Consider the following 25,171-nt stretch of genomic DNA (forward strand, 5'->3'; position numbering starts at 1 on the left):
ATACCCGGATCGCATTAACGCAATACGGTCCACAACCGCCGCAGACCCAGCCACTGCTGCTGCCAGAAACCCTGGCCGTAGTCATGCGCACCCTCCTCGGCCAGTTGGTCGCGGATGCCGGTGGGGTCGTAGCGCAACTCAAAATTGGCGGTGCCAAACAGCATGTCCCACCAGGGCAGGAGCACGCCGAAATTATGCCCACCCAGGGTATTTTTGCCCGCGGACTCGTGGCCAATGCCGATGCTGTGGTGCCGCCGGTGGAAGCGCGGGCTAACCCACAGACGCTCGCCGACCTGGCCAAACCAGAGCCGTAGATTGGCGTGCTGCAGGCTTTCGCTGAGCTGGGTACAGGCCACGATGGCAATAAACTGGCCCGGGGCTACCCCGACCAACTGGGCCGCCACGGCGAAGATGACGTCTCCGATCACGCTGTCGAGCAGGTGGTTGCGGTTGTCGCTCCATAGGGTCATCTGCCGCTGCGAGTGGTGCAGGGCATGCAGGCTCCACCACCAGGCAAACTGGTGCTGGCAGCGGTGCACCCAGTAGCCCAGCAGGTCAAAGGCCACCAAATACAGCGCAAAACTGAACACCGGTTGGTCGGTCACGCCGGGCCACAGGGCATCCAGATGGAAAGTGGCTATGCCCGCTACCCGCAGATCGCCGAACAGGCCATCCATCAGCGGGTCGAGGGTGAAAAACAGCAGCAGCCGGAAGACGCCCAGTCGGTGCAATAGCGTGTAAATGATGTCAATGCGCACCACCGCCCGGTCGCGCACCGGCTCCACAGGCCGCCAACGCTGCAAAGGCCCCAGCACGGCCACCAGCACCAGCAGTTGCAGCAGACCGACCAGCAGCCAACCCGTGGCGGTAAAGGCTTGCTCCACCCATCCGCCAAAGCCCAGGCCAAACACGATGGGCTGGACAGCCGCTTCAAACAGCCACTGCTGCGCGTCAGAAAACAGGTTGCTCAGAAAATCCATGGGGGTCAGCGGGCGGTTATGAAGGGTGGGCGGCGATCCACGCCGTGTAGGCAGGGTGCTCGCGCAGGGTGCGGAAGCAAAAGCCGCGATCTTTCAGGCCGACGATCAGGGGCTCCAGCACCGCAGGGGCCCACGGGTCTTTGCGCGACCAGATGCCCAGGTGGGCCAGCAAAATGTCGCCGCTGCGAATGCCGCGCAGGGCCTGGGCCAGCAGCGCCGGGTTGCTGGCACGCTCGCTGGACAGTTCGTCGCCCAGAAAGCCAGCCGGGACCCAGCCCACGTGCGCATAGCCGCAGGACTGGGCCGCCGCCAGCAGTGCGGGCGAGGTCTTGCCGCCAGGCGCGCGAAACAGCGGCAGCGGGGCCTGGCCGGTCAGGGCCTGCATGCGCTGGCTGGCGTGGCGGATTTCTTCGCAGTACTGGGCCGCAGTCCAGGTAAATTCGCGGTCGGTGTCCGGCCCGGCGGAGGGCTTGACGCGAAACTGCACCGGTGTGCCCGGCACGTCCGCCTTCCAGTAGACGTGGTCAAACGTGTGCGAGGCGAAGGCATGGCCCTCAGCGGCGCGGGCCTTCCACCAGGGTGCCCAGTGTTCGCCCAGGCTGCCATCGCCCTCTTGCGTGCGCTCCTGGGCGCCAAAGAAGGTGACCTGGACCTGCTGGCGCATCAGCACTTCGGCCACCAGAGGGGCGATGCCCATATGGCCGGTGTCAAATGTCAGGTAAACCGGTTTATCACAAGGTTTTTGGCCGCTAGAGCTTATGGAATCAGCACAAGCAGCTATTAATACCATAGCAATTGCACATTTAGCGTGCTGCGTGGTCCAGCGTCCAGACACCATGGGGAGACCTTCCAACATTGATTTGACGCACCACTTGCTTCGACTCGAGGTCGATCACCGTGAGCTTGCGGGCCCAGCGCGATGTCACCATCAGCAGCTTGCCGTCGGCCGACACATCCATGCAGTCCGGCCCACCGGGTGCGGGGTACGTGGCTACCGACTCCAGGGTTTGCAGGTCGATCTTGCTGATGGTGTAGGCCACCCGGTTGCTCACGAATACATGGCGCTTGTCGCCCGCTGCCCGGAACGCGTGCGAACCCTTGCCGGTCGCAATCACCTTGGTCCGCACGGGAGCCTTGCCAGACACGTCGTAGACCTCCACGCCCTCCCCGCCCGTCAGGCCGACCAGCAGGGTTTTGTCGTCAGCCGTGCCATACACATCGGCGGGCATGGCGCCAGTGGGGGTACGCCATTTGATGGTTTGGGTCGCCAGGTCCACCGCGATCAGCTCGTCGCTGTCTTGCATGGTGGAGTAAATGGTGGTGCTTTTGCTGTCGATCCACAGATGGCTGGGCGTTTTGCCGGTAGCCACGCGCTTGGCCAAGACCATGTCTTTGCCATCCCAGCGGTAGATGTCGATGTGGTTGAGGCGGTTTGCCGCCGTCACAAACCACTTCATATTGGGCGAGAAGCGCAGCTGGTAGGGGTCCAGCACGCCGCTTACGACGCGCTGGATTTCTGCCGTCCTGGGGTCGATGAAGGTCAACGTGTCGGACAACGCGTTGGCAATCAGCAGCGACTTCTCATCAGGGCTGAGGTACATGTGGTGCGGCTCTTTGCCGGTGGGGATGCGCTTGGTTTCGCTCCAGCTCCCGGGGTCGATCACGCTCACGCTCGCGTCCAGCGAGTTAAGTACAAAAATCGGGGTGGATTGGGCCTGGGCGGCTACGGCAACAACAAGAACAGAGGCCAAGAAGGCAACACTTCGGACAAACAACTTCACAAGACACTACCCATAACAGACAACCCGCGAGTGTAGCCGCCGGGCTAGACCGACAACGCCGACAGCTGCGCCAGATCCTCCGCGCTAAGCCAGCGCCACTGCCCAGGCAGCAGGTCGGCGGGCAGGGCAAACCGGCCCATTTGCGAACGGTGCAGTCCTTCCACCCGGTTGCTTACCGCGGCCAGCATGCGTTTGACTTGGTGGTATTTGCCTTCGGTCAGCGTCAGGCGCAGATGGTGGCTGTCAACGGCCTCGCACGCAGCAGCACGGACCGGCTTGGGGTCGTCGTCCAGCACCACGCCAGCCAGCAGCTTGGCCACCTGCTGCTCGTCCAGCGGGTGCTTGGTGGTCACCTCGTACACCTTGGGCACATGCTTTTTGGGCGAGGTCATGCGGTGGATGAACTGGCCGTCGTCGCTGAGCAGCAGCAGGCCGGTGGTGTCCTGGTCCAACCGCCCCACGGCCTGCACGCCTTGCAGCGCGCCTTTTTGAGGCCGCAGCCGCAAGGGCGACGGCAGCAGCGTATAGATGCTGGGGTAGGTGGACGGCTTTTGCGAACACTCGGTGCCCGTCGGCTTGTTCAGCAGCACATAGGCCTGGCGGTGGTAGGGCCAGTCCACGCCCTGCACCCGAAAACGCAGGCCATCTGGATCAAAATCCATAGCTGACTCTGTACACAGCACGGGCACAAGCGCCGAATTTTCTGGGTAAACCTCCACCAGGCCTTGTTGGACGAGGCCGGCGCACACACGGCGGGTGCCAAAGCCCTGCGAATAAAGAATGTCTTGAAGCTGCATCTCCCGAGTATCGCAAACGCAGCGCAGCCCCCCCGCGTAACAGATGGATACGATATGTCCACAATATGGAGCATAAAGCGTGAAGCAATTCACACGGGCAGGTAGCGTATGCGACTACAAACGTGGCTCTACCGGAGTCCTCCATGCGCGAACTATTTACCACCCTGTTTGTTTTTGCCGCCGCTTTCATGCTGTGGCGTACCGTGCGGCCCCAGCACCGCAACGGCGATTACCAGATGGCCGCGTCGCCACAGCTATACAACGGCAATTCGGCCAGCCAGCCAATATACAAATGGCCCTCGCTGGGCCTGTTTCAAATGGGTGCGGCCGACAGCCACCGCTACCAGGCCGCCCTGAAGCTGGTGGCCGACGGCACCCCGATCAGCCCGGCAGGTACCCAGGTGGTCGCCCAATTGCACACCGGAGGCACCGACGCCGAATTCTGGAAACCGGTGGAAATCCGAATCCACGGTGCGCGCGTAGGGTTTTTGTCGAGTGGTGATGGCAGCCGCTTCCAGCGTCGCCTGACCCACGAAGGACACGCAGGGGAAACCACCTGCTGTGACGCACTGATTACCTGTACCGATAGCCACTACGACATCCGGCTGGACCTGAAAGAATTCCGCCACTGACCACCGGCTTGGGCTTAAGTCTGGCCTAAGCCAGCATCCTGATAGTTGGGCATCGCCACCCAACCACCGAAGGATGCCCTCATGCAAGTTCTGTCTCTCCAAAATACCAAACTCGTTCTCGCCCTCGTAGCCGCCGGAGCCATTGGGGGCATGGGGGGATCCTTGCTGCACAACATGGGCGAAGCCCGTGCAGCAGCCCCTCTGGTCAACACCGCCAGCGTGCCCGCAGCGGCCATGGTGCTTCCCGATTTCTCGCAGATCACCACCCAGTATGGCCCAGCGGTTGTCAACATCAGCGTGACCAGCGTCGGCAAAGCCAGTGACGACAGTGCGGAAACCGCCCAGCGCCCGCAACGTGACGATCCATTTGGCAACGACCCCTTCTTCGAGTTCTTCCGCCGTTTCCAGCAAGGCCAGGGCGGAGCCCCTGGGCAGAAAGAAGCCCCTGCGCGAAGCCAGGGCTCGGGCTTCATCGTAAGCGCCGACGGCATAGTGATGACCAACGCCCATGTCGTCAAAGATGCCAAGGAAGTGGTTGTCAAACTCACCGACCGCCGCGAGTTCGTCGCAAAAGTACTAGGGGCAGACCCCAAAACCGACATCGCTGTATTAAAGATAGATGCCAAGAACCTGCCGGTGGCTACCATCGGCAAGTCCAGCGACCTGAAAGTCGGCGAGTGGGTCCTGGCCATCGGCTCACCTTACGGATTTGAAAACACCGTCACCGCCGGTGTGGTCAGCGCCAAGGGCCGCTCCTTGCCCGACGACAGTGCAGTGCCGTTCATCCAGACCGACGCTGCCGTCAACCCCGGCAACTCCGGTGGCCCCTTGTTCAATAGCCGAGGGGAGGTGATTGGCATCAACTCCCAGATCTACAGCCGGACCGGTGGCTACCAGGGTTTGTCGTTTGCCATTCCCATGGACCTGGCAAGCAAGGTTAAGGACCAAATCGTCGCCCACGGCAAGGTCGAACATGCGCGCCTGGGCGTCTCGGTGCAAGAGGTCAACCAGGCCCTGGCCGACTCATTCAAACTGGACAAGCCCGAAGGCGCGCTGGTTTCCGGCGTCGAAAAGGACGGCCCCGGGGGCAAAGCCGGACTGCAACCTGGCGACGTGATCCGCCAGGTAGACGGGCATGCGGTGGTGTCATCGGGCGACCTTCCCGCCGTGATCAGCCAGAAGGCGCCCGGTGACAAGGTCCAGTTGGACGTATGGCGCAAAGGCGCCGCGCTGGCGATAGAAGCCCGACTGGGTAACGCCAATGACAAACCGGTTCAGGTCGCCACCAGCAAAGAGGCCGCATCACAGGGCCGACTGGGACTGGCCTTGCGCCCCTTGCAGCCCGAGGAATTGCGTGCTGCAGGTGTCGCCAACGGGCTGCTGATTGAGTCATCCGCTGGCGCGGCGGCCATTGCCGGGGTTGAAAGCGGGGACGTGTTGCTGGCAATCAACGGCACGCCGGTCAAGAGCATTGACCAAGTACGGGTTGCTGTCGCCAAGTCTGAAAAATCAATTGCATTGCTGATCTTGCGTGCAGGCGACACCATCTTTGTGCCGGTGCGGATGGGTTGATCAACCCGTAACAGACAGCCCACGCAAGAGTGGGCTGTCTAAAAACAGCCTTTTTAGGTGCTCTGTTGGGTAAAACACAACGGCTGCACTGGGGCTAATCAAGGCCCACAGGATCCCATATTTGGTATACAAAAACAAAATACAATCAAGGAAATAAACCTGAAAAACTCCTAAAAAAATAGACTTCAGCAGCCAACGCCGACACCGCAGAGCTCCGCAGATCCCCTGGCAATGGCATACAGGCGCTGCCTTTTCGCTAGCAGTAGCATTTTGTAAGCTTTGGAAATATCGCGGCCTATGTTCGGTACTGCTCGCCCAGAAGGGAGCCAAAACGATCGCAAAACTGGATACATATACATACTAATTAAATCTATCAATTAGATTTGATATGCTTGACTCGATATTAATAGTCCTCCTAGAATTCGCCGTCCCCCCTAACTACCCTAGGGACAACCCGAACCCGCTGCCGAACCCCGGCTAAGTCAAATCGCTGCCAACGCCCTAAGTGCACCGCAGGATCTTGATGGCGTACCCACCCAATCGAGGTGCCCCAAGCGAATTGCTCTAACGCAAACTCTATCGCCCCAGGCCCTCGCTAGATGAGGAAGTGCTATGACAGCGTTACACAAGATTGGCCAGGGGCTGCGAACTTTCGCAGCCGATATTGCCCAAGGCTTCTTTGAGATTACCCATAACGGATTCGCCCTGCTGGGCTTGGTCGTTGCTTTTTCGGTCGTGACCATGACTGCCCGGCCTGACCTGCGCCAGATTGCAGAAGTTCAACTGATGGGCTGGCTACAAGAACGCCAGGTGGTGCCAGGCACCGACACGGAGTTGGTTGCTGAGGCCGATACCGACGCGGTAGACCGTGCTACCGCCAGCAATCCCCAAGACTTGCCCAAGCAGCAGGCGGCCGTGGCCTATTGGTTGAGCAAAAAATACCATGTGGCGGCCGAACCCGTGAGCGCCCTGGTGGCTGAGGCATATGACCTTGGCAAACGCGTCAAACTTGACCCAACGTTGATCTTGGCAGTGATGGCTATTGAGTCAGGTTTTAACCCATTCGCCCAAAGCCCCGTTGGTGCCCAGGGACTGATGCAGGTAATGACCCGCGTGCACACCGAAAAATACGATGTATTCGGCGGAAAGCTGGCGGCGTTTGACCCTCTGACCAATTTACGCGTGGGTGTAAAGGTGTTGCAGGAGTGCATCGCCCGTGCCGGGTCGGTAGAAGGCGGGCTGCGGAACTACGTGGGAGCGGCCAACATCCAGGACGACGGCGGCTACGCTGGCAAAGTTATGGCCGAACACAACCGCCTGCAGCAGGTTGCCGCGGGCCGCGCCACGTCTACCGCCACCCCGCGGTCCATGCCGGTATCAGCGCCGGTGCTGAAAACCCAGGTGCCGACGGATGAAGACAAAGTCGCCTTGCTCGTCAAATACTAAACCGCCAAGCCTCCGTTACACTAGCGCCGTACGCAACTGGCGATAGGCGTGACCCCCTGGGGTGCTCACGCTGACGTGGACTACCGCTGCGGCCTTTTTCACAGGGCTCGTCGGGCAACCACTGGGAAGCGTACCGCCAGGATCTCCAGATCCTTGGTGTTCAGCCGTTCGCCTGGGCAGCACTTGCTTCATCGCAAGGACCACGTATTGACTACCAGGTTAAAGGACTGCCATGTACGACCGTACGATTCTCGTAGAGCAAACCGATCCCGAGTTGTTTGCAGCCATCCAGGCCGAAAACGCCCGCCAGGAACACCACATTGAGCTGATCGCCAGCGAAAACTACGCCTCTCCCGCCGTGATGGCCGCTCAAGGTTCGCAGCTCACCAACAAATACGCCGAAGGCTACCCCGGTCGCCGCTACTACGGCGGCTGCGAATACGTCGACGTGGCAGAGCAACTGGCGATTGACCGCGTCAAGCAAATCTTCGGAGCCGAAGCCGCCAACGTACAACCGCACTGTGGCGCATCGGCCAACGAAGCGGTTTTCCTGGCGTTCCTGAAGCCTGGCGATACCATCATGGGCATGAGCCTGGCCGAAGGCGGCCACCTCACCCACGGCATGGCACTGAACATGAGTGGCAAGTGGTTCAATGTGGTCAGCTACGGCCTTGATGCCAACGAAGCCATTGACTACGATGCGATGGAGCGCAAGGCCCACGAATCCAAGCCTAAACTCATCATTGCGGGTGCCAGTGCTTATTCTTTGGCTATTGATTTTGAGCGTTTCGCCAAAGTCGCCAAAGACGTGGGGGCCATTTTCATGGTAGACATGGCCCATTACGCTGGATTGATTGCTGCAGGCATATACCCTAACCCTGTTCCTCATGCCGACATCGTCACATCGACCACCCACAAGAGTCTGCGCGGCCCACGTGGCGGCATCATCCTGATGAAGTCGCAGTTTGAAAAAGCCATCAACAGCGCCATCTTCCCCGGCCTGCAAGGCGGCCCATTGATGCATGTCATTGCGGCCAAGGCGGTTGCATTCAAGGAAGCCCTTGCCCCGGAATTCAAAATTTACCAGCAACAGGTTTTGAAGAACGCCCAGATCGTCGCTGAAACCCTGACCCAGCGCGGTCTGCGCATCGTCAGCGGCGGAACCCAAAGCCACGTGATGTTGGTGGATTTGCGCGCCAAAGGTATCACCGGCAAAGAGGCTGAAGCCGTGTTGGGCAGCGCCCATATGACCATCAACAAGAATGCGATCCCTAACGACCCCGAAAAGCCCATGGTCACCAGCGGCGTGCGCATAGGCACCCCGGCCATGACCACGCGCGGCTTCCAAGACGAAGAAGCCCGCGCCACAGCCCATCTGGTTGCTGACGTGCTGGACAATCCACGTGATGCAGCCAACCTGGATATCGTGCGCGCCAAGGTCGCTGCATTGACCAGTCGCTTCCCCGTCTACCGGTAAGCACGGAAACACAGCCCCCATGAAGTGCCCCTTTTGCGGCCATGGTGAGACCCAAGTGGTCGAAACCCGCGAATCCGACGACGGCGACCTGGTACGCCGTCGGCGTCGCTGTGGGGGCTGTGAGCAACGTTTCACCACCTACGAACGTGCCGAGGTGGCAATGCCCACAGTGGTCAAGAAAGATGGTAGCCGCACCGATTTCGACCGCAAAAAGCTGCACGCATCCATGCGCTTGGCGCTGCGCAAGCGCCCGGTCGGCATAGAGCAAGTCGATGCCGCAATGGACCGTATCGAGCGCACCCTGCTGTCCAGCGGTGCCAAGGAAATGGCCACGTCCAAACTCGGCGAGTTGGTAATGCGCGAACTTAAAGCCCTCGACAAGGTAGCCTACGTGCGCTTCGCCTCGGTGTACCGCAGTTTCGAAGATGTGGATGAGTTCAGCCGACTTATCAAAGACATCTGATAAAAGTGGAAAAGGCCGTTTAAATACTACCAACGGTCAATTTGCCAAGACAGACGGCTTTCCACCGAACCAGGGTTGACGGCACAATCCCGCTCATGTTTGTCAACTCACCCTTTGTACGCCAGCCCCGCCTACGTGGCTTCACGCTCATAGAGTTGTTGGTCGCTATGGCCATACTGGGAGTTTTGGCAGCATTAGCAGCGCCTTCGTTGCGTACCTTCATCGTTCGAAATACTTTTTCAACCATTGGCAACGAATTCAGTTCCAGTGTTTTGCGAGCACGTAACGAGGCGGTTAGCAAAAATATGTGCGTCACTATGTGTATGAGTACCACAGTGGACACGACGACTGGCAATGGCCCTACGTGCGTTACCAGTGGACAAGACTGGCAAGTGGGCTGGATTGTTTTTTTAAATCCTGAATGCAACGCCAGTATAGACCGACCCCGCGAAACGAATGCTGCAGGAAACCTGGTAAATGCGCCCGAGAACATGCTTCTCGTTCGACGCCAGGGAAAGACTGACTACAGTCTGATGTCCCAAAGCAGTACCCAGAAAATCCTTTTCAACCCCCGAGGCAACGCAACATTAAGTGCTGCAGGCAGATTCGATCTGACTTACACCGACAACACGCTGTCCAACGCCTATGCTTCCAGCATCTGTCTGGACAAGATGGGGCGCACTCGGCCAGTACCGGCTGCAGCCACGTGCAACACCTACTAACAGGCGAATACCGTGCAGACTCAATGGCCCATTTCGACCCCATACCTCAACCAGGCCAGAGGCGTCACACTGATCGAGGTGCTGATTGCCATCGTGATTTTGTCCATAGGCCTGCTTGGCATTGCTGGTCTGCAAGTAGCCACGGCCAAATTCAAACTTGGCAGCCAGACCCGGGCCATCACTGCATCGCTATATGCTGAATACACAGATATGGCGCGCCTCAACCCCGATATGCTGGGAAAAAATTGGATAGACGGCGGGTCGAACAAAGCCATTCCTACCCATACGGGTTACAGCTCGCTTTACGCATTTCCAGCTTACACAGACACGACCACCTATGCCCAAAACCCGGATGCCGTTGGCATCAGCTATCCCAGTGGCAGTAAATGGGCGACCCAACAGGCCATAACCGATGCAAGCCTAGCAAGCCAAATATCCACAGCCTACTGCGAAAGCGGAAGCAACATATGCGCACCAGACGCGCGCGCGGTCTATGAGATGCTGACCTGGCGCCAGCGGGTGCGCAATAGCCTGCCACAGGGCGCGGTTTTTGTAACGGGAGACCGCAGCACCGGCATCGTCGTCACGTTGATGTGGATGGACAAGGACAACACCGACAAAACAGCTTCTACCAACGACGGCACCAGCGCCACCCAGTCCAGTTTAGTGACAGCCACGCAATGCAGCACACTCGCCAGCACAACTATCGGCCTGGCCCGACAAACCTGTTGTCCCGATGCCGCAGAAGTACCTGCAGGCGTACGTTGTAGCCGTTTTTCATTCTCGCCATGACTTCATCATCTATCCACTTCGTCCGCCAGCGTGGGGTTTCGCTGGTAGAACTGATGGTGACGATTGCTATCACCCTGTTCTTGATAGCCGCTGCTGCCTATGTCTACCTGGGAACCCGCGAAACACAGCGGGCCATCGATCGCAACGGCAGCAACGCAGAAACCGGCACTTTCGTGCTGCAGTTGATCGGACGAGACATCATGAAAGCTGGTTACTACCCGGCCAATATCTCGCGAATTACTCCCGACGAAGGCTTCCCAAAGCTCACAAGTTATCCGCCTGTCAGACTCGCAGAAAACAGCGCACTCGCAACCGACTGGACACCTCCGACGCCCCAGGCAGTCTACCTATCCGGCCTGTTTGGCTGCGATGGAGCCCGCTACGACCCTACGGCCACCCCACCCTGCGGCACACCATCCGACACAGAACCCGACTCGCTGGTTGTGAATTTCTTCACCAATGACACCATGGATGTCAATGTGGGCGACCGATTCGACTGCACAGGAGCTGACGTAACTAACACTGTGAGCACCAGCAACAACAACCGGCGAAACACCGCTCAACCCAACCTGCCCCCTTTGCAGCCGCTGTTTGTATCTAACCGATACGCCATTTCTGACTTCAAAAAAACCGAGATAGACAAGCAAGAGGTCACTACACGCAGCTTTGCTTGTGTCGGCAACGGCAGCGGCGACAACGCTGGTAGTTCTGGAATCCCCTATCAGCCCATGATTGCAGGCATTGAAGACATGCAGATCACGTATGGGGTTTTTGCAACTACTGCCCCAAGTTCGGACAACATGGCGCGCCGAACACCTGACAAATACCTAACTGCCACCCAAGTCAGTGCCCTGTCCACCGTGTCGGTAGAGTTTGGCGCATTGGGCATAGTGCCACTACCGCCGTGGTCAAGGGTGGTTTCCGTGCGTATATGCGTGATGGCCAGAAGTATTGGAGCCAGCCCTAAAGTCGCCGCGCCAACCGATGCAGAACGGAAATACCTCGACTGCAAAGGTGTGGAGCAAACCCAAGCCGCCAGCGACTACAGCTTGCGCAAACGCTTTGTTCAAGAGTTTGCAGTACGCAACCGACTGAACCAAGCATATTAGGCCCCCGACATGACACGGCCTCTCAAATTCACATTGAACCCGGCTACCCCTGCTTCTCAAAAAGGGGTCGCTCTGGTCATGGTGCTACTTTTTTTGGTAGCTATAACCGGCATCACAGTGTGGGCGGCTCGCCAATCCATGCTGGGAGAAGGCATGGCCCGCAACCAGCAAGATATGGAAGTTGCGCGGCAGGCGGCAGAGTCTGCATTACGTGATGCAGAACGGGATATAGAAAACGCAGGACTCAAGCATGCCAATTGGGCTGTAAAACCCGATGATCTAGCTACTGACTCCTGCATACGTTCACGCAAATTGATAGCAATCGACTTTACTACTGACTGCGCCAAAGGATTATGTATTCGTACCGACGCGCAATATGCCAACTACCAATGGAGTTCTGCTAGCGCGTCCAACGGAGGTGAACCTTGGTGGCCTACCGGCAAAGGCGGGCAATGGGTGAATGACTTCAATGGAAGCACGGTCACCAAGCCTGGCAGAACTCCCGTGGACCAAGCCAACTGTGCAAGTTTCAAAGGGGGCGTCCCCCTAGGCACCTACACCGGCGCTGTCGCAATCAAAGGTGTCTCGGTACAGCCCGAATACCTGATTGAGTACTTCAAGCGCGCAGTTGCTGGCCAACAGGAAAGAGATATGTACCGCATCACGGCACGGGGCTTTGGATATACCCCACGTACCCAAGTGGTAGTGCAGTCCATTTATCTGCCTTAACGGCGCACATGTATCCGGGTGCGGCGCATGCCGACCAACTTGAACGATCTTCTGGAGTTTTTATGCACCAAATAGCCCGCACCCTGTCCAAATGCGTTTTTGTGGCGGCGACCCTGCTAGGACTCTTGCCCGCGAATGCAACCCCCATAGAGGTGTCCACCCCGCGCCCCTTGATTCCCCCCAATGTGACCACGGCCTCTAACCGCCCAATGATCGTGCTGGCGGCATCCAAAGACCACAGCATGTTTGGCCCGGTGTACACCGACTTTGAAGATCTGGATGGTGACGGCACCATCGACACCACATTTAAGCCCACATTCAAATATTATGGGTATTTTGATCCAACCAAATGTTACGCTTACGACAATACCGCCAAGCAATTCAACCCTGCAGCGCTAGCTACTATTACAACTTCCACAGTCACCGTTACGGCAAATGGGATTGCCAGCACCAAAACTTTAGAGAAATTTAGTTGCAGCTCCAGCCAAAGTTACTGGAGTGGAAATTTCCTCAATTGGTCCAGCATGACTCGCATGGATATTGTGCGAAAAATGCTTTATGGCGGCAAACGGAGCACCGACTCTAACGGCAGTACTGTATTGGAGCGCACCCTCTTGAACTGGGACGCCCATTCTTTTGTTAAGTTCTACAAAGGAACCGATGTCCGCGACTACACGCCATTTACAGTTGCATATTTGACAAAAACAACAGGAACCAACGCCAATATATATGCAGGTTTAAGTATCTGCAATTTAGGCACGAGTGATAGTGCGAGTGCCGCATCTAATCCGCCCATCATGCGTATGGTTCGTGGAAACGTGCGATTTTGGGCCACTGTGGAATATGAAGTATGCCAATGGCGAGGCACTTACAGTTCCGGCACTTTCGGACCAAAACTGGCCAGATATTATAAAAATTCTGACGCCGATAATATTTCCCACGAAGTCACCATTCCATCTATCGGGACTGACGGCGCCACATATGGAAGCATTGGCCCCGAACTTACGGTGCGAGTTAAAGTGTGTGATCCGACTTTGATTGGCGAAGAACGTTGCCAAGCTTTTCCATCCGACTCCACTACCAATTTGAAGCCCTATGGGTTATTTCAGGAATTCGGTTATGCCACTACAGGTACTGCCGCCCGGGCTGAATTTGGTGTCATTACCGGCAACTACAGTGAAAACTACACTGCGGGAGCACTTCGTAAGAACATGGGGGATTTCGCAGATGAAATCAACCCTAGCACCGGTGTGTTTTGCCACGCGGCTTCTTCTGGTTGCGTTACCAATTTAGCATCTCCCGACGGCCGGACGACCGGCCAAGGAGCCATCAAAGCGTTTGACGCTCTGTTGCTTAACGACCGTGTATCGCGCTCCTACGGAGCATCAGGTACACCCAATGGGGCGTATGGCACCAATACTGTGTCACAAGGCGTTCTATCGTCGTGGGGCAACCCCATCGGGGAGATGCTGGTGCAGGCGCTGCAATACTACGCCTACAACGGCACCACGCCAGCGTCAAGCAACCCCAGTTCCACCACAAAAGATACCAACTTGGGTCTGCCCATAAAAACTTGGAGCGACCCCTTATCTACGAGTAACTCCACACGAAACAATTTATACGGAAACTCTATTTGTCGCCCACTCAATACTCTGCTACTCGCCAGCAGCAGCTTGAGTTTTGACATGGAAGCCAACGCCGCATTTAATACCTTACCCAACAAAACAAATACACTTGCAGGATATACAGATGCTATTGGTGTGGCAGAGAATATCAACAACACTGACAGATCGGTCGGCTCAAATACACTGGACTACGGTACATCGTGCTCTGCAAAACGGGTAGGAAATTTATCCGACGTGACGGGTATTTGCCCCGAAACTCCGGCCATGGGCGGCACCTACCATGTGGCGGGCGCAGCCTTATATGGGAATACTTCCAAAATCCGCACCATTACCAGTCCACCCAGCGATTTAAAGTACGTCAAAAATGCGCTTAAGGTAAAGACCATGGCAGCATCACTGACTGGTGGTGCGCCGCGCATTGATGTAGTGGTGCCCGGCACAGGCACCGACGCCGTCACAAACCCTGCAAAATATGTTTATATCACTCCCGAAAGCATTCAATCTGGCGGCGGCATAAGCGCGCCACTAACCTTTGCTTCCATCAGTGCAAGCAATACCCATGGCGCATTTATTGTCACGTGGAACGATATCTTGATGGGGGGTGATTACGACATGGATGTGGTTGGATTTTTGCGTTACGACATCATTACCAACGCCACCACACCCGTCACTTACGACATTAAAATAACTACCGATATTCCAGGTGTATGTGGCGGCGGTGCAGCCACCCATGGTTTCAGTATTATTGGCGTAAAGAACACCTTGGGCAGCAATGCTAATGGCCGCTACCTGACACACCAGCATTTCAGTGGAAGCAAATTAAATGGAATGCCCGCCAACGATTACCTCTGCGGTGACGATACCTATCGCAACCTAGCCAGCCCACAGACCACGAAAAACGGCAATATCGTTCTGACCCAATGCCCTGCCGGCTCTGGCGTAGCCTGCCCGTTGAACACCACCTATAAAAATCTCGCCTTATCCAGCCCTGGATTCGCGGGCACTTACGCGGGAAACGTCTGCAATGTCACTGGTGACGGAAATACGGGCGACCCAGGCATTCCCACCGTTAATAACTACTGCAGCGTCAAAGATGCAGACTATCCCGTATCTTTGACCTTCCGTATGGAAGGCGCAGCGGATGCCTTGATCAAAGACCCCCTGTTGTATGCCGCCAAGTACGGGGCATTTGACTCTAGTACCAAGAACAATGACAACACCTATACCGATGTAGCTATGCCACCGTCGGTAGATTCTTGGGACAAAACCAATGTGGACGGCACCGCTGGTGCAGATGGCATGCCTGATGGCTACTTTTTGGCCCGCCGCCCGGACCTGCTCGAAGCGCAATTGCGCAAGGCACTGGACAGTTTGGCCAAAAATGCCAACGCGGCACCTGCGACCACCTCCGGGCAATTGACCGACGGCAGCTTTAAATATGTGGCCAAATTTGACTCCACCACAGTGACGGGCGATGTCGTGGCGTACATGCTGCAAACCAACGGAGCCTTCAGCACAACCCCCGCCTGGGACGCGGGAAGCAAGCTGAAAACACGCGCCAGCTCGGACTACGTGTCTCCAAATCTGCCGGGCAATTCACGCCAGATCATTACCAACTTTGGCAACACCAGCACTACCAACACCACGGCAGCAATGCGCTTTCGCTGGGCCGATCTTCCCACCGGTTACGTAACCCAAATGACATCCAGTGGCACCAATACGCTCAGCGCTACCAACGCAGAGCGTGTGCTGAACTACATGCGAGGTGACCAATCTCTGGAAGGTGCGTCTACGGGCCTGCGCGCCCGGGGCGATAACCTGTTGGGCCCTGTGGTCAATGCCACGCCCTGGGTACAAAGTCCACCCGCGGCTAATTTTCTGGAATACCAAAGCCCCGGTTACACCACATTCGCTAACCTGCAGAAGAACCTGGATCGCGAGAAACTGCTATGGGTGTCCGCCAATGACGGCATGCTGCATGCGTTTTGTGCGGAGGAAACAGGTGGCGTCTGCCCCGCAGGCTCGGGCGGCAAGGAAATTTTTGCCTACGTGCCAGGCATGTTGGCTAACCGCCTAAACGAAATACCCATGCAGCGCGGCACCACCGCTAGAACCCGCGTGCTCAATGCCAACTTCACCAGCAACACCCCTGAGGTGCAGCCCACCAGCACCGTGTGGGCCTACGTGGATGGCAACCCTTTTACCGCAGACGTCAAAACCAACATCGTGCCAGCGGTAGGTGTCACCGCTGAAACTGGCACCTGGAAGACTATGTTGTTTGGTAGCCTGGGCCGCGGAGGGCGCGGCGTGTATGGGCTGGATGTCACCGACACCAGCGTCCTGGTCGCTGGCGAAAGCAACCCAAGCAGCATTTTCCAGTGGCAATTTACCAGCGATGACGACCGCGACCTCGGATACCTGATCAACGACATCAGCATCAACGCCAACACCCGCCAAGCCATGCCAGTCGTGAAACTGAACAACGGTCAATTTGGCCTGCTTTTGGGCAACGGCTACCAATCGGCCGATGGAAAGGCTGCGCTGTTCATTTTGTTTGTAGATGGCCCCGTCAGCGGCACAGGTCTCTGGACGACCCGGTACGTCAAGTTGGTATCTGACAACACGGTCCGCACAGGCACCGACAAAAACGGGCTGATGGGCGTGACCTGGCTAGACCGCGACAACAACGGCACAGCCGACGTGGTGTATGCAGGTGATATCAAAGGTAACCTGTGGAAGTTCGATATCAGTAGTGAACTCATCACCGATTGGAAAGTGGCCTACAAAGGCACAGGGGGGGTCAACCGGCCACTTTTTACCGCGCAATACAGCGCCACATCGGGCAACACCACAACCGTGACCCCCCTGCCGATCGTGGCAGCGCCTGAATATGTGTACCCGGCCTTTGATGGTGTTGTCATCAACTTCGGAACCGGCAGCTCATTGGAGTCCACCGACTACCCCAACACATCGGTACCACAACGCTTCTTCGGTGTATGGGATCGCCCATCCTTTGCCTCCACCGCTCCCACCGGCACCGGCCCCATGGTCAAAGCCGATCTATCCACTATGGTGACCCGCTCCTATGCCCGCGACTCTGCGGGGCAAGTAACGGCAACTCCCAACACCACCACGAACGGAGTCTCCACCTACACCGCCATCGACTGGACCGCCAAAGACGGCTGGTATTTCAACTTCCCCGGTGCTTCGGCACCGCCTAGCACCCCCAACCTGTCCGAAATGCTGGTCGCCGACCCCGATGTGCAAGCGGGCTACCTGATGTTTCCCACCATCCGCAAGAAATCGGGTACGGCGAGTTGCTACGACACTCCCGATATCACCTACTACATCATTGACCCTATCGCAGGGATACCCACGCGCAAGGCCCAAGGCCTGACATCGGACGGCACTTTGGTCGCGGGCACTGCGGTGCTGAGCCAAAAGTGGGTTACGGTGAGCAACCGTTCCTCCTCCACCTTCCAGCCGACCACCTGCGTTCAAGGTGCGGCAGGCTGTACCAGTACGGACTGCACCAATGGCATTTGCAAAGTTGATGCCACCTGCCCGCCGGGCAGCAAAGCACTATCGGTGGTCAGTGGCGACGACAGCCGCGCCCTGTGTTACAACCCATTGGGCCGCGTGCAGTGGCGTGAAATCCCAGGACTAAGGACCGACAAATGAGGCAATTGAAGACCCAACGGGGCTTTACCCTGATCGAGCTGATGATCACCGTTGCGGTCATTGGGATATTGGTTGCGATTGCGCTGCCCAGCTACACAGAGCAAGCCGCACGTGGCCGCCGGGCTGATGCGCAAACCGCTCTGATGGGTGGGCAACAATGGATGGAGCGTTTCTATTCGGAAAATTTCCGCTACGACCAAAACAGCGGCGGCGTAGCTGTTACCGACAGCAGCCAATTTCCCGCCCGGGTGGCTTCGCTGCCCTCGGCCAAGTACTACGACATTGCCGTCGCCGTGGCGGCCTCCAGCCCTCGCACCGCCTACACCATTACGGCCACGCGCAAAACCGGCTCCAGCATGGCCGCAGACCGTTGCGGCAACATGACGGTAGACAACCTGGGTCGGCGCAGCATTGCCACAGGCACCTACGACACGGCCAAAGTCGGAGCCGACCTCAGCTCCGCCATTGCATACTGCTGGAGATAAAGGCTGGCACCGCAGCCCCTTTGCCAGCGCCAGGCCCTGCGCCGATGGGTGGGGGCCTGCTTGGGATCGGTGGCACTCCATTGGGTAGCCCTGGCTGTGTTGGCACCCTCCACACCTGAGAAGCACATCTCACCGCACCGCCAGCAGTCGCTGGTCCACGCCCGGCTGATCCCATCTGCGGATATCCACGTTACCGCCTCCGCAGCGGTTCCTGGCCCGGCACCAACAGCGTCCGCACCACCCGGAATACCGGCCAAGCCACTGCCGCCTCCGACCGCAATTGAGCCACCAAAGCCCCCCTCCACAGAAGACCCGCCCCCGCTACCTGCCAATCCATCCCCGCCAGGCTATCTGCCCATCGAGGCCGTGGACCAGCCCGCAACCCCTCTGGGCGACTGGGAAATCAACCCCGACGAACTGCCCCGGAACACGGCCTTGCGGGTCAATATCCAGCTCTGGATATCGGCACAAGGCACCATCGACCAATGGGACCTGCTGGATGCATCGCTGGCCGATAGCGGTTTGGTAGATGCCGCCTTGACCAACTTGCAGCGCACCCGCCTGCAACCTGCACTGCTCAACCACGTGGCAGTGCCCAGCGTGCGCAGATTGGAGCTCGTCATCAGCCGTGAATAATGCAGTCACCGTATACGTCCCCACTTTAGAAATGCCCCCGTGACCGAAACACCCCACCCAAGCTGGATGCGCCAAGCGCTGGACCAGGCCGCCCAAGCCCGCCTGCTCGCCCCCCCCAATCCGGCGGTGGGCTGCGTCATCGTCGATGCCCACGGCCAGATCCTGGGCCAAGGCCACACCCAGCGCGTGGGCGGCCCGCATGCCGAAGTCATGGCCCTGCGCGATGCCGCCGCCCAGGGCCGGAGCACCCAGGGGGCTACCGCCTACGTCACCCTGGAGCCCTGCTCCCACCAGGGCCGTACAGGCCCCTGCTGCGATGCCTTGGTGGCAGCCGGCATCCGCAAAGTGGTAGCGTCGCTCGCCGACCCCAACCCGCTGGTGGCAGGCAACGGCTTCGCCCGCCTGCGCGCGGCCGGGGTGGAGGTCGAAGTCGGCCCCGGTGCGGCCGAGGCGCGCGAACTCAACCTCGGCTTTTTCAGCCGCATGGTCCGCAAGACACCCTGGGTCCGCATGAAAATTGCCGCTTCGCTCGATGGCCGTACCGCCCTGGCCAATGGCGACAGCCAGTGGATCACGTCGCCCGCTGCCCGCGCCGACGGCCACACCTCCCGTGCCCGCGCATGCGCCATCCTGACCGGCATCGGCACCGTGCTAAAAGACCGGCCCACACTCGATGCCAGGCTGGCCAACACCCCCCGGCAACCCCATCTGGTCGTGGTGGACAGCCGACTCGAGACACCACCCAACGCTTCTATTTTTATAGCTGGTCGTGCTTTATTCATAAGCGCTAGCGGCCAAAATGATACTAAAAAACAGGCCCTGGAAGCTGCCGGAGCCACGGTGCTGTACCTGCCAGGCGCAGAGGGCCGGGTGGACCTGGCCGCCCTGCTGCAGGAACTGGCCCGGCGCGAAATCAACGAAGTGCATGTGGAAGCCGGCCGCACCCTCAATGGCGCGCTCATCCAGGCCGGGCTGGTAGACGAATTTTTGGTCTATCTGGCCCCCAAGCTGGTGGGGCCGGGCCTGGACATGGCCCAGCTGCTGCCGCTGGCCCAGCTGTCCAATGCCGTGCCGCTGCAGTTCACCGCGGTGGATCGGGTCGGCCCGGATATCCGCATTACCGCACGCATCCCTGGCCGCGACCAGTTCTGACCCAGCCACGCCCCCGAGGGGTGGCTGCGGGCAATTGCGGCGATAATGACCGGCTTTGTAGAGCGTTGCCCGCACACCCGCGCGGGCCACAAGCTCCACGCAGCGCGGACCCCGACGCTGCAGCTTTCAGAACTGCACCCTATGACATCGCCCTCCCCCCTCCAGCCGGTATCCATTTCCTCCGTCGAAGACATCGTGGCCGACATGCGTGCGGGCCGCATCGTGATCCTGGTCGATGAAGAAGACCGCGAAAACGAAGGCGACCTGGTCATCGCCGCCGACCACATCACGCCGGAGGCCATCAACTTCATGGCCCGCCACGCCCGTGGCCTGATCTGCCTGACCCTGTCGCGCGCACTCTGCGAGCGCCTGCAACTGCCGCCCATGGTGGCCCGCAACGGGGCCAAACACGCCACCGCGTTTACCGTCTCCATCGAAGCCGCCGAGGGTGTAACCACCGGCATCTCAGCCGCCGACCGTGCCCGCACCGTGCAAGCTGCCGTGGCCCCCAACGCCACCGCAGCCGACCTGGTGCAACCCGGCCACATCTTTCCATTGCAAGCCGTCGATGGCGGCGTGCTCATGCGCGCGGGCCATACCGAAGCCGGTTGCGACCTGTCGGTGATGGCCGGTTGCAGCGCCGCGTCGGTCATTTGCGAAGTGATGAACGACGACGGCACCATGGCCCGCCTGCCGGATCTGCAAATCTTTGCCGCCGTGCACGGCCTGAAGATCGGCACCATTGCCGACCTGATCGAATACCGCAGCCGCAACGAGTCGCTGATCGAGAAAATGGGCAGCCGCCAGATCGAAACCGCCTTTGGCAGCTTCACCGCCCACGCCTTCCGCGACAAACCCAGCCAGGGCGTGCACCTGGCGTTGGTCAAAGGCAGCTGGCAGCCCGACGACACCGTCCCCGCCCGCGTGCACGAGCCGCTGTCGGTGCTGGACGTGCTGGAAGTCAACCGCAGCCTGCACTCCTGGAGCCTGGATGCCAGCCTGCGCCACATTGCCGCCCAGGGCCAGGGCGTGGCCGTGCTGCTCAATTGCGGCGAAAGTGCCGCCGACCTGCTGGCCCAGTTTGACGGCACCGCCCGCCCGGCCCAGGCCCCCGAGCGCGGCCAAATGGACCTGCGCACCTACGGCATCGGCGCGCAAATCCTGTTGGCTTGCGGTGTGCACAAAATGCAGCTCATGGGCAGCCCGCGCCGCAGCCCCGGCCTGACCGGCTACGGGCTGGAGACCACTGGCTACCTGTCGCCCCCTCACAACACGACGCAGGCGCCGCCTGAGTCCTTCCACGTACACAAGGAATAAACATGCAGCACGCAGACCAAGGCGCACTATCCGCCGCTGACTCCCGCATGGACGGCAGCAAGCTGCGCATTGCCATCGTGCAGGCCCGCTTCAACGAAAGCATCACCAACGCCCTGGCCGATGCCTGCAAGGCCGAGCTGGCCGCACTAGGTGTGCAGGCCGACAACATCCAACACATACAAGTGCCCGGTGCCCTGGAGGTGCCGCTGGCCCTGCAAGCCCTGGCCGAAACCGAGCAGTTCGACGCGATGGTTGCTCTGGGCTGCATCATCCGCGGCGAAACCTACCACTTTGAGCTGGTCGCCAACGAATCCGGCAGCGCCGTGACCCGCATCGGGCTGGACTACCAAATCCCGATCGCCAACGCCATCATCACTACCGAAAACCTGGCGCAAGCCGTGGCCCGCCAAACCGACAAGGGCACAGACGCTGCCCGCGTCGCGGTGGAAATGGCCAATTTACTAGAGCAATTGGCATGACCAACCCCGATACCCCTTCCTCGTCCACACCCAAGCGCCCGCGCCAAACCCGCAGCGGCCTGACCGACACCGGTGTGCGCAAAGCCGCCGCCAAGTCCGACCGCAGCCGCGCCCGCGAATTTGCCCTGCAAGCGCTCTACCAGCACCTGGTGGGCCGCAACGATGCCGAAGCCATCGACCACTTCACCCGCGACCTGGCCGGTTTCCACAAGGCCGACTCGGTGCACTACGACGCCCTGCTGCACGGCTGCATCGAGCAATCGGCCGAACTGGACGCGCTGATCATCCCCCTGCTGGACCGCAAGCTGGACGAAATCTCGCCGGTCGAGCGCTCGGTGATGTGGATCGGCGTGTACGAGATGCGCAACTGCCTGGACGTGCCGTGGCGCGTGGTATTGAACGAATGCATCGAACTGGCCAAGGAATTTGGCGGTACCGACGGCCACAAATATGTCAACGGCATCTTGAACGGCCTGGCCCCCAGCCTGCGCGCCGCCGAAGTGCAAGCCGACAAGGCGGGTAAAACCAACACAGCCCCGGCCAACAACGCAACCGAATAAGGCCCCACCGCATGCGGATATCCCGGCGCGCCCAGGCCATCGAGCCGTTTTACGTGATGGAAGTGGCCAAGGCCGCGTCCGAGCTGGCCCAGAAGGTCGCCCACACCGACCGGCCCATGGTGTTCTTGAACATCGGCGAGCCCGACTTCACCGCCACGGCGCAGGTGCAGGCCGCCGCAGTCCAGGCCATCCACAACGGCACCACCCAGTACACCCAGGCCACCGGCCTGCTGGCCCTGCGCGAACGCATCAGCGCCTGGTACGCCAGCCGCTTTGGTGTGGATGTGCCCGCCAGCCGCATCGTGGTCACCGCTGGGGCATCGGCTGCACTGCAACTCGCCTGCCTGGCGCTGATCGACGCGGGCGACGAAATCTTGATGCCCGACCCCAGCTACCCCTGCAACCGGCATTTCGTATCGGCTGCCGATGGCAAGGCTGTGCTACTGCCCACTACCGCTGCCGACCGCTACCAGCTCAACGCAGACATGGTGGCCACCGCCTGGACCGACAAGACCCGTGGCGTGCTGCTGGCGTCCCCCTCCAACCCCACCGGCACCTCCATCGACCCGGCGGAATTGCGCCGTATCCACAGCGTGGTGCAGGCCCGCGGCGGCATCACGCTGGTGGACGAGATCTACCTGGGCTTGAGCCACGACGACCGCTTTGGCCAGACCGCGCTGGCCATTGACGACCAGATCATCAGCATCAACAGCTTCAGCAAATACTTCCACATGACCGGCTGGCGACTCGGCTGGCTGGTGGTGCCCGAGGCGCTGGTGCCGGTGGTGGAACGCATTGCGCAAAACCTGTTCATCTGCCCCAGCACCATCGCCCAGCATGCGGCGCTGGCCTGCTTTGAAGAGGCCAGCATCGCCGAATTTGAACGCCGCCGTGCCGAGTTCAAAGCCCGGCGCGACTACTTCATTCCGGCCCTGAACGCGCTTGGGTTTATCGTGCCTGCAATGCCAGATGGTGCTTTCTACGCCTGGGCAGACTGCTCTTTAATTTGTAGCAAACTGGGTATCAAGGACAGCTGGGACCTGGCCTATGAAATCCTGCACCGCGCCCACGTCGCCGTGACCCCAGGGCGCGATTTCGGCACCGCCGAAACCCACAAATTTCTGCGCTTTTCCACCGCCAGCTCGATGGACAACCTGCACACCGCCATCGCCCGCCTGCGCGACATGCTCAACGTTCACCCCCATGCTTAACACCACCTTCACCCACCCCATCCGCGTCTACTGGGAAGACACCGACGCCGGTGGCATCGTCTTCTACGCCAACTACCTGAAGTTCTTTGAACGCGCCCGCACCGAATGGCTGCGCTCGCTGGACATCCACCAAAGCAGCTTGAAGGAAACCAGCGGCGGCATGTTTGTGGTGGCCGAAACCACGGTGAAATACCTGCGCTCGGCCCGGCTGGACGACCAACTGATGGTTACCGCCCGGTTGGAACAAATCGGCCGATCCACACTCACAATCACACAACAAGCCATCCTGGATGGCACCGTGCTGTGCGAAGGCAGCATCCGCCTGTGCTGGGTACGCTACGACACCCTCAAATCCGACCGCATTCCGGCCCCTCTTTTAGAAGTTTTGCAATGACCCAAGACCTGTCGATCTGGACCATGGTGCTGAATGCCAGCATCGTGGTGCAACTGGTGATGCTGCTGCTGGTGGTGGTCTCCATCTCCAGCTGGGCGGCGATTTTTCGCAAACTGTTTGCGTTGCGCAAGGTCCAGGCCCACAACGAAAGCTTTGAGCGCGATTTCTGGTCGGGAACCAGCCTGAACGACCTGTTCAATACCGCCGCCCGCAATGCCCAAAACGGCCAGGATACCGGCCCGATGGAGCGCATTTTTGCCAGCGGCATGCGCGAATACCAAAAACTGCGCGAGCGCCGCATTGCCGACCCCGGCACCCTCATGGACGGCGCCCGCCGGGCCATGCGCGCCAGCTACCAGCGCGAGATGGACGTGATCGAGTCCAGCCTATCCTTCCTGGCCTCCGTCGGCTCGGTATCGCCGTATGTGGGCCTGTTCGGCACGGTCTGGGGCATCATGCACGCCTTCACCGGGCTGGCCAGCATGCAGCAAGTGACCCTGGCCACCGTGGCCCCCGGCATTGCCGAGGCGCTGGTGGCCACCGCCATTGGCCTGTTCTCGGCCATCCCCGCCGTGGTCGCCTACAACCGCTTTGCCCGCGAAATCGACCGCACCGCCATCCGCCTCGAGACCTTCATGGAGGAGTTCTCCAACATCTTGCAGCGCAACGTGGCGGCCCAGTCGCCTGCGGTGCCCGCGGGGAAGTAAGCCATGGCCAGTATGGTGTCACGGGGGCGCGGACGGCGCACCATCAACGAGATCAACATGGTGCCCTTCATCGACGTGATGCTGGTGCTGCTGATCATCTTCATGGTCACCGCGCCCATGATCACCCCCAGCGTGGTCAACCTGCCCAGCGTGGGCAAGGCCAGCAAACAGCCCGACCGGGTGATCCAGATCGTCATCGCCAAGGACGAGTCACTGGAGCTCACCCAAAAAAGCAAAACCACCAAGCTCGGCAAAAGTGATGTCGCCAGCGCCGTAAAAACCGCGCAAGACGGCGATGCCAGCGTGCCCGTGGTCATCAGTGCCGACCGCAATGTCAAATACGAGTCGGTGGTGAAGGTCATGGACACCTTGCAGCGCGCAGGCATACAGCGCGTGGGCCTGTCGGTCCAGCTCGGCAAGTAAG

24 protein-coding genes and 1 riboswitch are annotated in these 25,171 nt (G+C 59.4%); of the genes, 20 read left to right on the plus strand and 4 right to left on the minus strand.

Annotation, left to right across the window (positions count from 1 at the left end; genetic code table 11):
- Window positions 1-14: 14 nt before the first annotated feature.
- The 4 genes from AB3G31_RS16400 to AB3G31_RS16415 form a co-directional block, all read right to left on the minus strand.
- Complete coding sequence (locus AB3G31_RS16400) at window positions 15-980, minus strand: sterol desaturase family protein (protein ID WP_367847147.1); 966 nt, start codon at window positions 978-980, stop codon at window positions 15-17.
- A gap of 16 nt (window positions 981-996) precedes the next feature.
- Complete coding sequence (locus AB3G31_RS16405; protein WP_367847148.1) at window positions 997-1,770, minus strand: polysaccharide deacetylase family protein; 774 nt, start codon at window positions 1,768-1,770, stop codon at window positions 997-999.
- 13 nt (window positions 1,771-1,783) lie between these two features.
- Window positions 1,784-2,731, minus strand: a complete 948-nt coding sequence (locus AB3G31_RS16410; RefSeq protein WP_367847149.1) for a YncE family protein — start codon at window positions 2,729-2,731, stop codon at window positions 1,784-1,786.
- Window positions 2,732-2,805: 74 nt separating this feature from the next.
- Window positions 2,806-3,558: a 16S rRNA pseudouridine(516) synthase gene (locus AB3G31_RS16415; protein ID WP_367847150.1), complete on the minus strand. Its 753-nt coding sequence runs from the start codon at window positions 3,556-3,558 to the stop codon at window positions 2,806-2,808.
- Window positions 3,559-3,701: 143 nt separating this feature from the next.
- Between AB3G31_RS16415 and AB3G31_RS16420 the strand changes: the two genes are divergently transcribed.
- The 20 genes from AB3G31_RS16420 to tolR all read left to right on the plus strand — a co-directional run bounded on the left by AB3G31_RS16420 (window position 3,702) and on the right by tolR (window position 25,170).
- Window positions 3,702-4,190 carry a hypothetical protein gene (locus AB3G31_RS16420; protein ID WP_367847151.1) on the plus strand — a complete coding sequence of 163 codons (489 nt, stop codon included), beginning with the start codon at window positions 3,702-3,704 and terminating at the stop codon, window positions 4,188-4,190.
- An 81-nt stretch (window positions 4,191-4,271) separates the two neighbouring features.
- Window positions 4,272-5,762: a Do family serine endopeptidase gene (locus AB3G31_RS16425; RefSeq protein ID WP_367847152.1), complete on the plus strand. Its 1,491-nt coding sequence runs from the start codon at window positions 4,272-4,274 to the stop codon at window positions 5,760-5,762.
- Between the two features lie 612 nt (window positions 5,763-6,374).
- A complete protein-coding gene (locus AB3G31_RS16430; RefSeq protein WP_367847153.1) occupies window positions 6,375-7,208 on the plus strand; it encodes a transglycosylase SLT domain-containing protein in 834 nt (277 codons plus the stop codon).
- A gap of 22 nt (window positions 7,209-7,230) precedes the next feature.
- A riboswitch (ZMP/ZTP riboswitch) is annotated at window positions 7,231-7,393 on the plus strand.
- 47 nt (window positions 7,394-7,440) lie between these two features.
- Window positions 7,441-8,685, plus strand: coding sequence for a serine hydroxymethyltransferase (glyA, locus tag AB3G31_RS16435; protein ID WP_367847154.1), 1,245 nt, complete (start codon window positions 7,441-7,443; stop codon window positions 8,683-8,685).
- 19 nt (window positions 8,686-8,704) lie between these two features.
- The gene (gene nrdR / locus AB3G31_RS16440) at window positions 8,705-9,148 is read left to right on the plus strand and encodes a transcriptional regulator NrdR (protein ID WP_367847155.1); all 444 of its coding nucleotides are present in this window, start codon (window positions 8,705-8,707) and stop codon (window positions 9,146-9,148) included.
- 95 nt (window positions 9,149-9,243) lie between these two features.
- A complete protein-coding gene (locus AB3G31_RS16445; protein ID WP_367847156.1) occupies window positions 9,244-9,870 on the plus strand; it encodes a GspH/FimT family pseudopilin in 627 nt (208 codons plus the stop codon).
- A 12-nt stretch (window positions 9,871-9,882) separates the two neighbouring features.
- Entirely contained in the window at window positions 9,883-10,662 is a 780-nt protein-coding gene (gene pilV / locus AB3G31_RS16450) for a type IV pilus modification protein PilV (RefSeq protein ID WP_367847157.1), read from the plus strand.
- Window positions 10,659-11,771 carry a PilW family protein gene (locus AB3G31_RS16455; RefSeq protein ID WP_367847158.1) on the plus strand — a complete coding sequence of 371 codons (1,113 nt, stop codon included), beginning with the start codon at window positions 10,659-10,661 and terminating at the stop codon, window positions 11,769-11,771. Before pilV ends, AB3G31_RS16455 begins: the two co-directional genes overlap by 4 nt.
- A gap of 9 nt (window positions 11,772-11,780) precedes the next feature.
- Window positions 11,781-12,500 (plus strand): PilX N-terminal domain-containing pilus assembly protein, encoded by a 720-nt coding sequence (locus AB3G31_RS16460; RefSeq protein ID WP_367847159.1) that lies wholly within the window; start codon window positions 11,781-11,783, stop codon window positions 12,498-12,500.
- Window positions 12,501-12,562: 62 nt separating this feature from the next.
- Window positions 12,563-17,806: a pilus assembly protein gene (locus AB3G31_RS16465; RefSeq protein ID WP_367847160.1), complete on the plus strand. Its 5,244-nt coding sequence runs from the start codon at window positions 12,563-12,565 to the stop codon at window positions 17,804-17,806.
- Window positions 17,803-18,291 (plus strand): type IV pilin protein, encoded by a 489-nt coding sequence (locus AB3G31_RS16470; protein WP_367847161.1) that lies wholly within the window; start codon window positions 17,803-17,805, stop codon window positions 18,289-18,291. Before AB3G31_RS16465 ends, AB3G31_RS16470 begins: the two co-directional genes overlap by 4 nt.
- Window positions 18,292-18,657: 366 nt before the next feature.
- On the plus strand, window positions 18,658-18,927 hold the full coding sequence (locus tag AB3G31_RS16475; protein ID WP_367847162.1) for a hypothetical protein: 270 nt from the start codon (window positions 18,658-18,660) through the stop codon (window positions 18,925-18,927).
- A 66-nt stretch (window positions 18,928-18,993) separates the two neighbouring features.
- Window positions 18,994-20,079, plus strand: a complete 1,086-nt coding sequence (ribD, locus tag AB3G31_RS16480; RefSeq protein ID WP_367850366.1) for a bifunctional diaminohydroxyphosphoribosylaminopyrimidine deaminase/5-amino-6-(5-phosphoribosylamino)uracil reductase RibD — start codon at window positions 18,994-18,996, stop codon at window positions 20,077-20,079.
- Between the two features lie 141 nt (window positions 20,080-20,220).
- Window positions 20,221-21,396, plus strand: coding sequence for a bifunctional 3,4-dihydroxy-2-butanone-4-phosphate synthase/GTP cyclohydrolase II (gene ribBA / locus AB3G31_RS16485; RefSeq protein WP_367847163.1), 1,176 nt, complete (start codon window positions 20,221-20,223; stop codon window positions 21,394-21,396).
- Between the two features lie 2 nt (window positions 21,397-21,398).
- Window positions 21,399-21,875, plus strand: coding sequence for a 6,7-dimethyl-8-ribityllumazine synthase (gene ribH / locus AB3G31_RS16490; RefSeq protein WP_367847164.1), 477 nt, complete (start codon window positions 21,399-21,401; stop codon window positions 21,873-21,875).
- Complete coding sequence (nusB, locus tag AB3G31_RS16495; protein ID WP_367847165.1) at window positions 21,872-22,435, plus strand: transcription antitermination factor NusB; 564 nt, start codon at window positions 21,872-21,874, stop codon at window positions 22,433-22,435. Before ribH ends, nusB begins: the two co-directional genes overlap by 4 nt.
- Window positions 22,436-22,446: 11 nt before the next feature.
- Window positions 22,447-23,646, plus strand: coding sequence for a pyridoxal phosphate-dependent aminotransferase (locus AB3G31_RS16500; RefSeq protein WP_367847166.1), 1,200 nt, complete (start codon window positions 22,447-22,449; stop codon window positions 23,644-23,646).
- Window positions 23,639-24,040, plus strand: coding sequence for a tol-pal system-associated acyl-CoA thioesterase (ybgC, locus tag AB3G31_RS16505; protein WP_367847167.1), 402 nt, complete (start codon window positions 23,639-23,641; stop codon window positions 24,038-24,040). Before AB3G31_RS16500 ends, ybgC begins: the two co-directional genes overlap by 8 nt.
- Window positions 24,037-24,747: a protein TolQ gene (tolQ, locus tag AB3G31_RS16510; RefSeq protein WP_367847168.1), complete on the plus strand. Its 711-nt coding sequence runs from the start codon at window positions 24,037-24,039 to the stop codon at window positions 24,745-24,747. Before ybgC ends, tolQ begins: the two co-directional genes overlap by 4 nt.
- Before the next feature lie 3 nt (window positions 24,748-24,750).
- Window positions 24,751-25,170, plus strand: a complete 420-nt coding sequence (gene tolR / locus AB3G31_RS16515; RefSeq protein ID WP_367847169.1) for a protein TolR — start codon at window positions 24,751-24,753, stop codon at window positions 25,168-25,170.
- The last annotated feature ends 1 nt before the right edge of the window (window position 25,171 follow it).

Source organism: Rhodoferax sp. WC2427 (genome assembly GCF_040822085.1).
In the GTDB taxonomy this organism is placed as follows: Bacteria; Pseudomonadota; Gammaproteobacteria; order Burkholderiales; family Burkholderiaceae_C; genus Rhodoferax_B.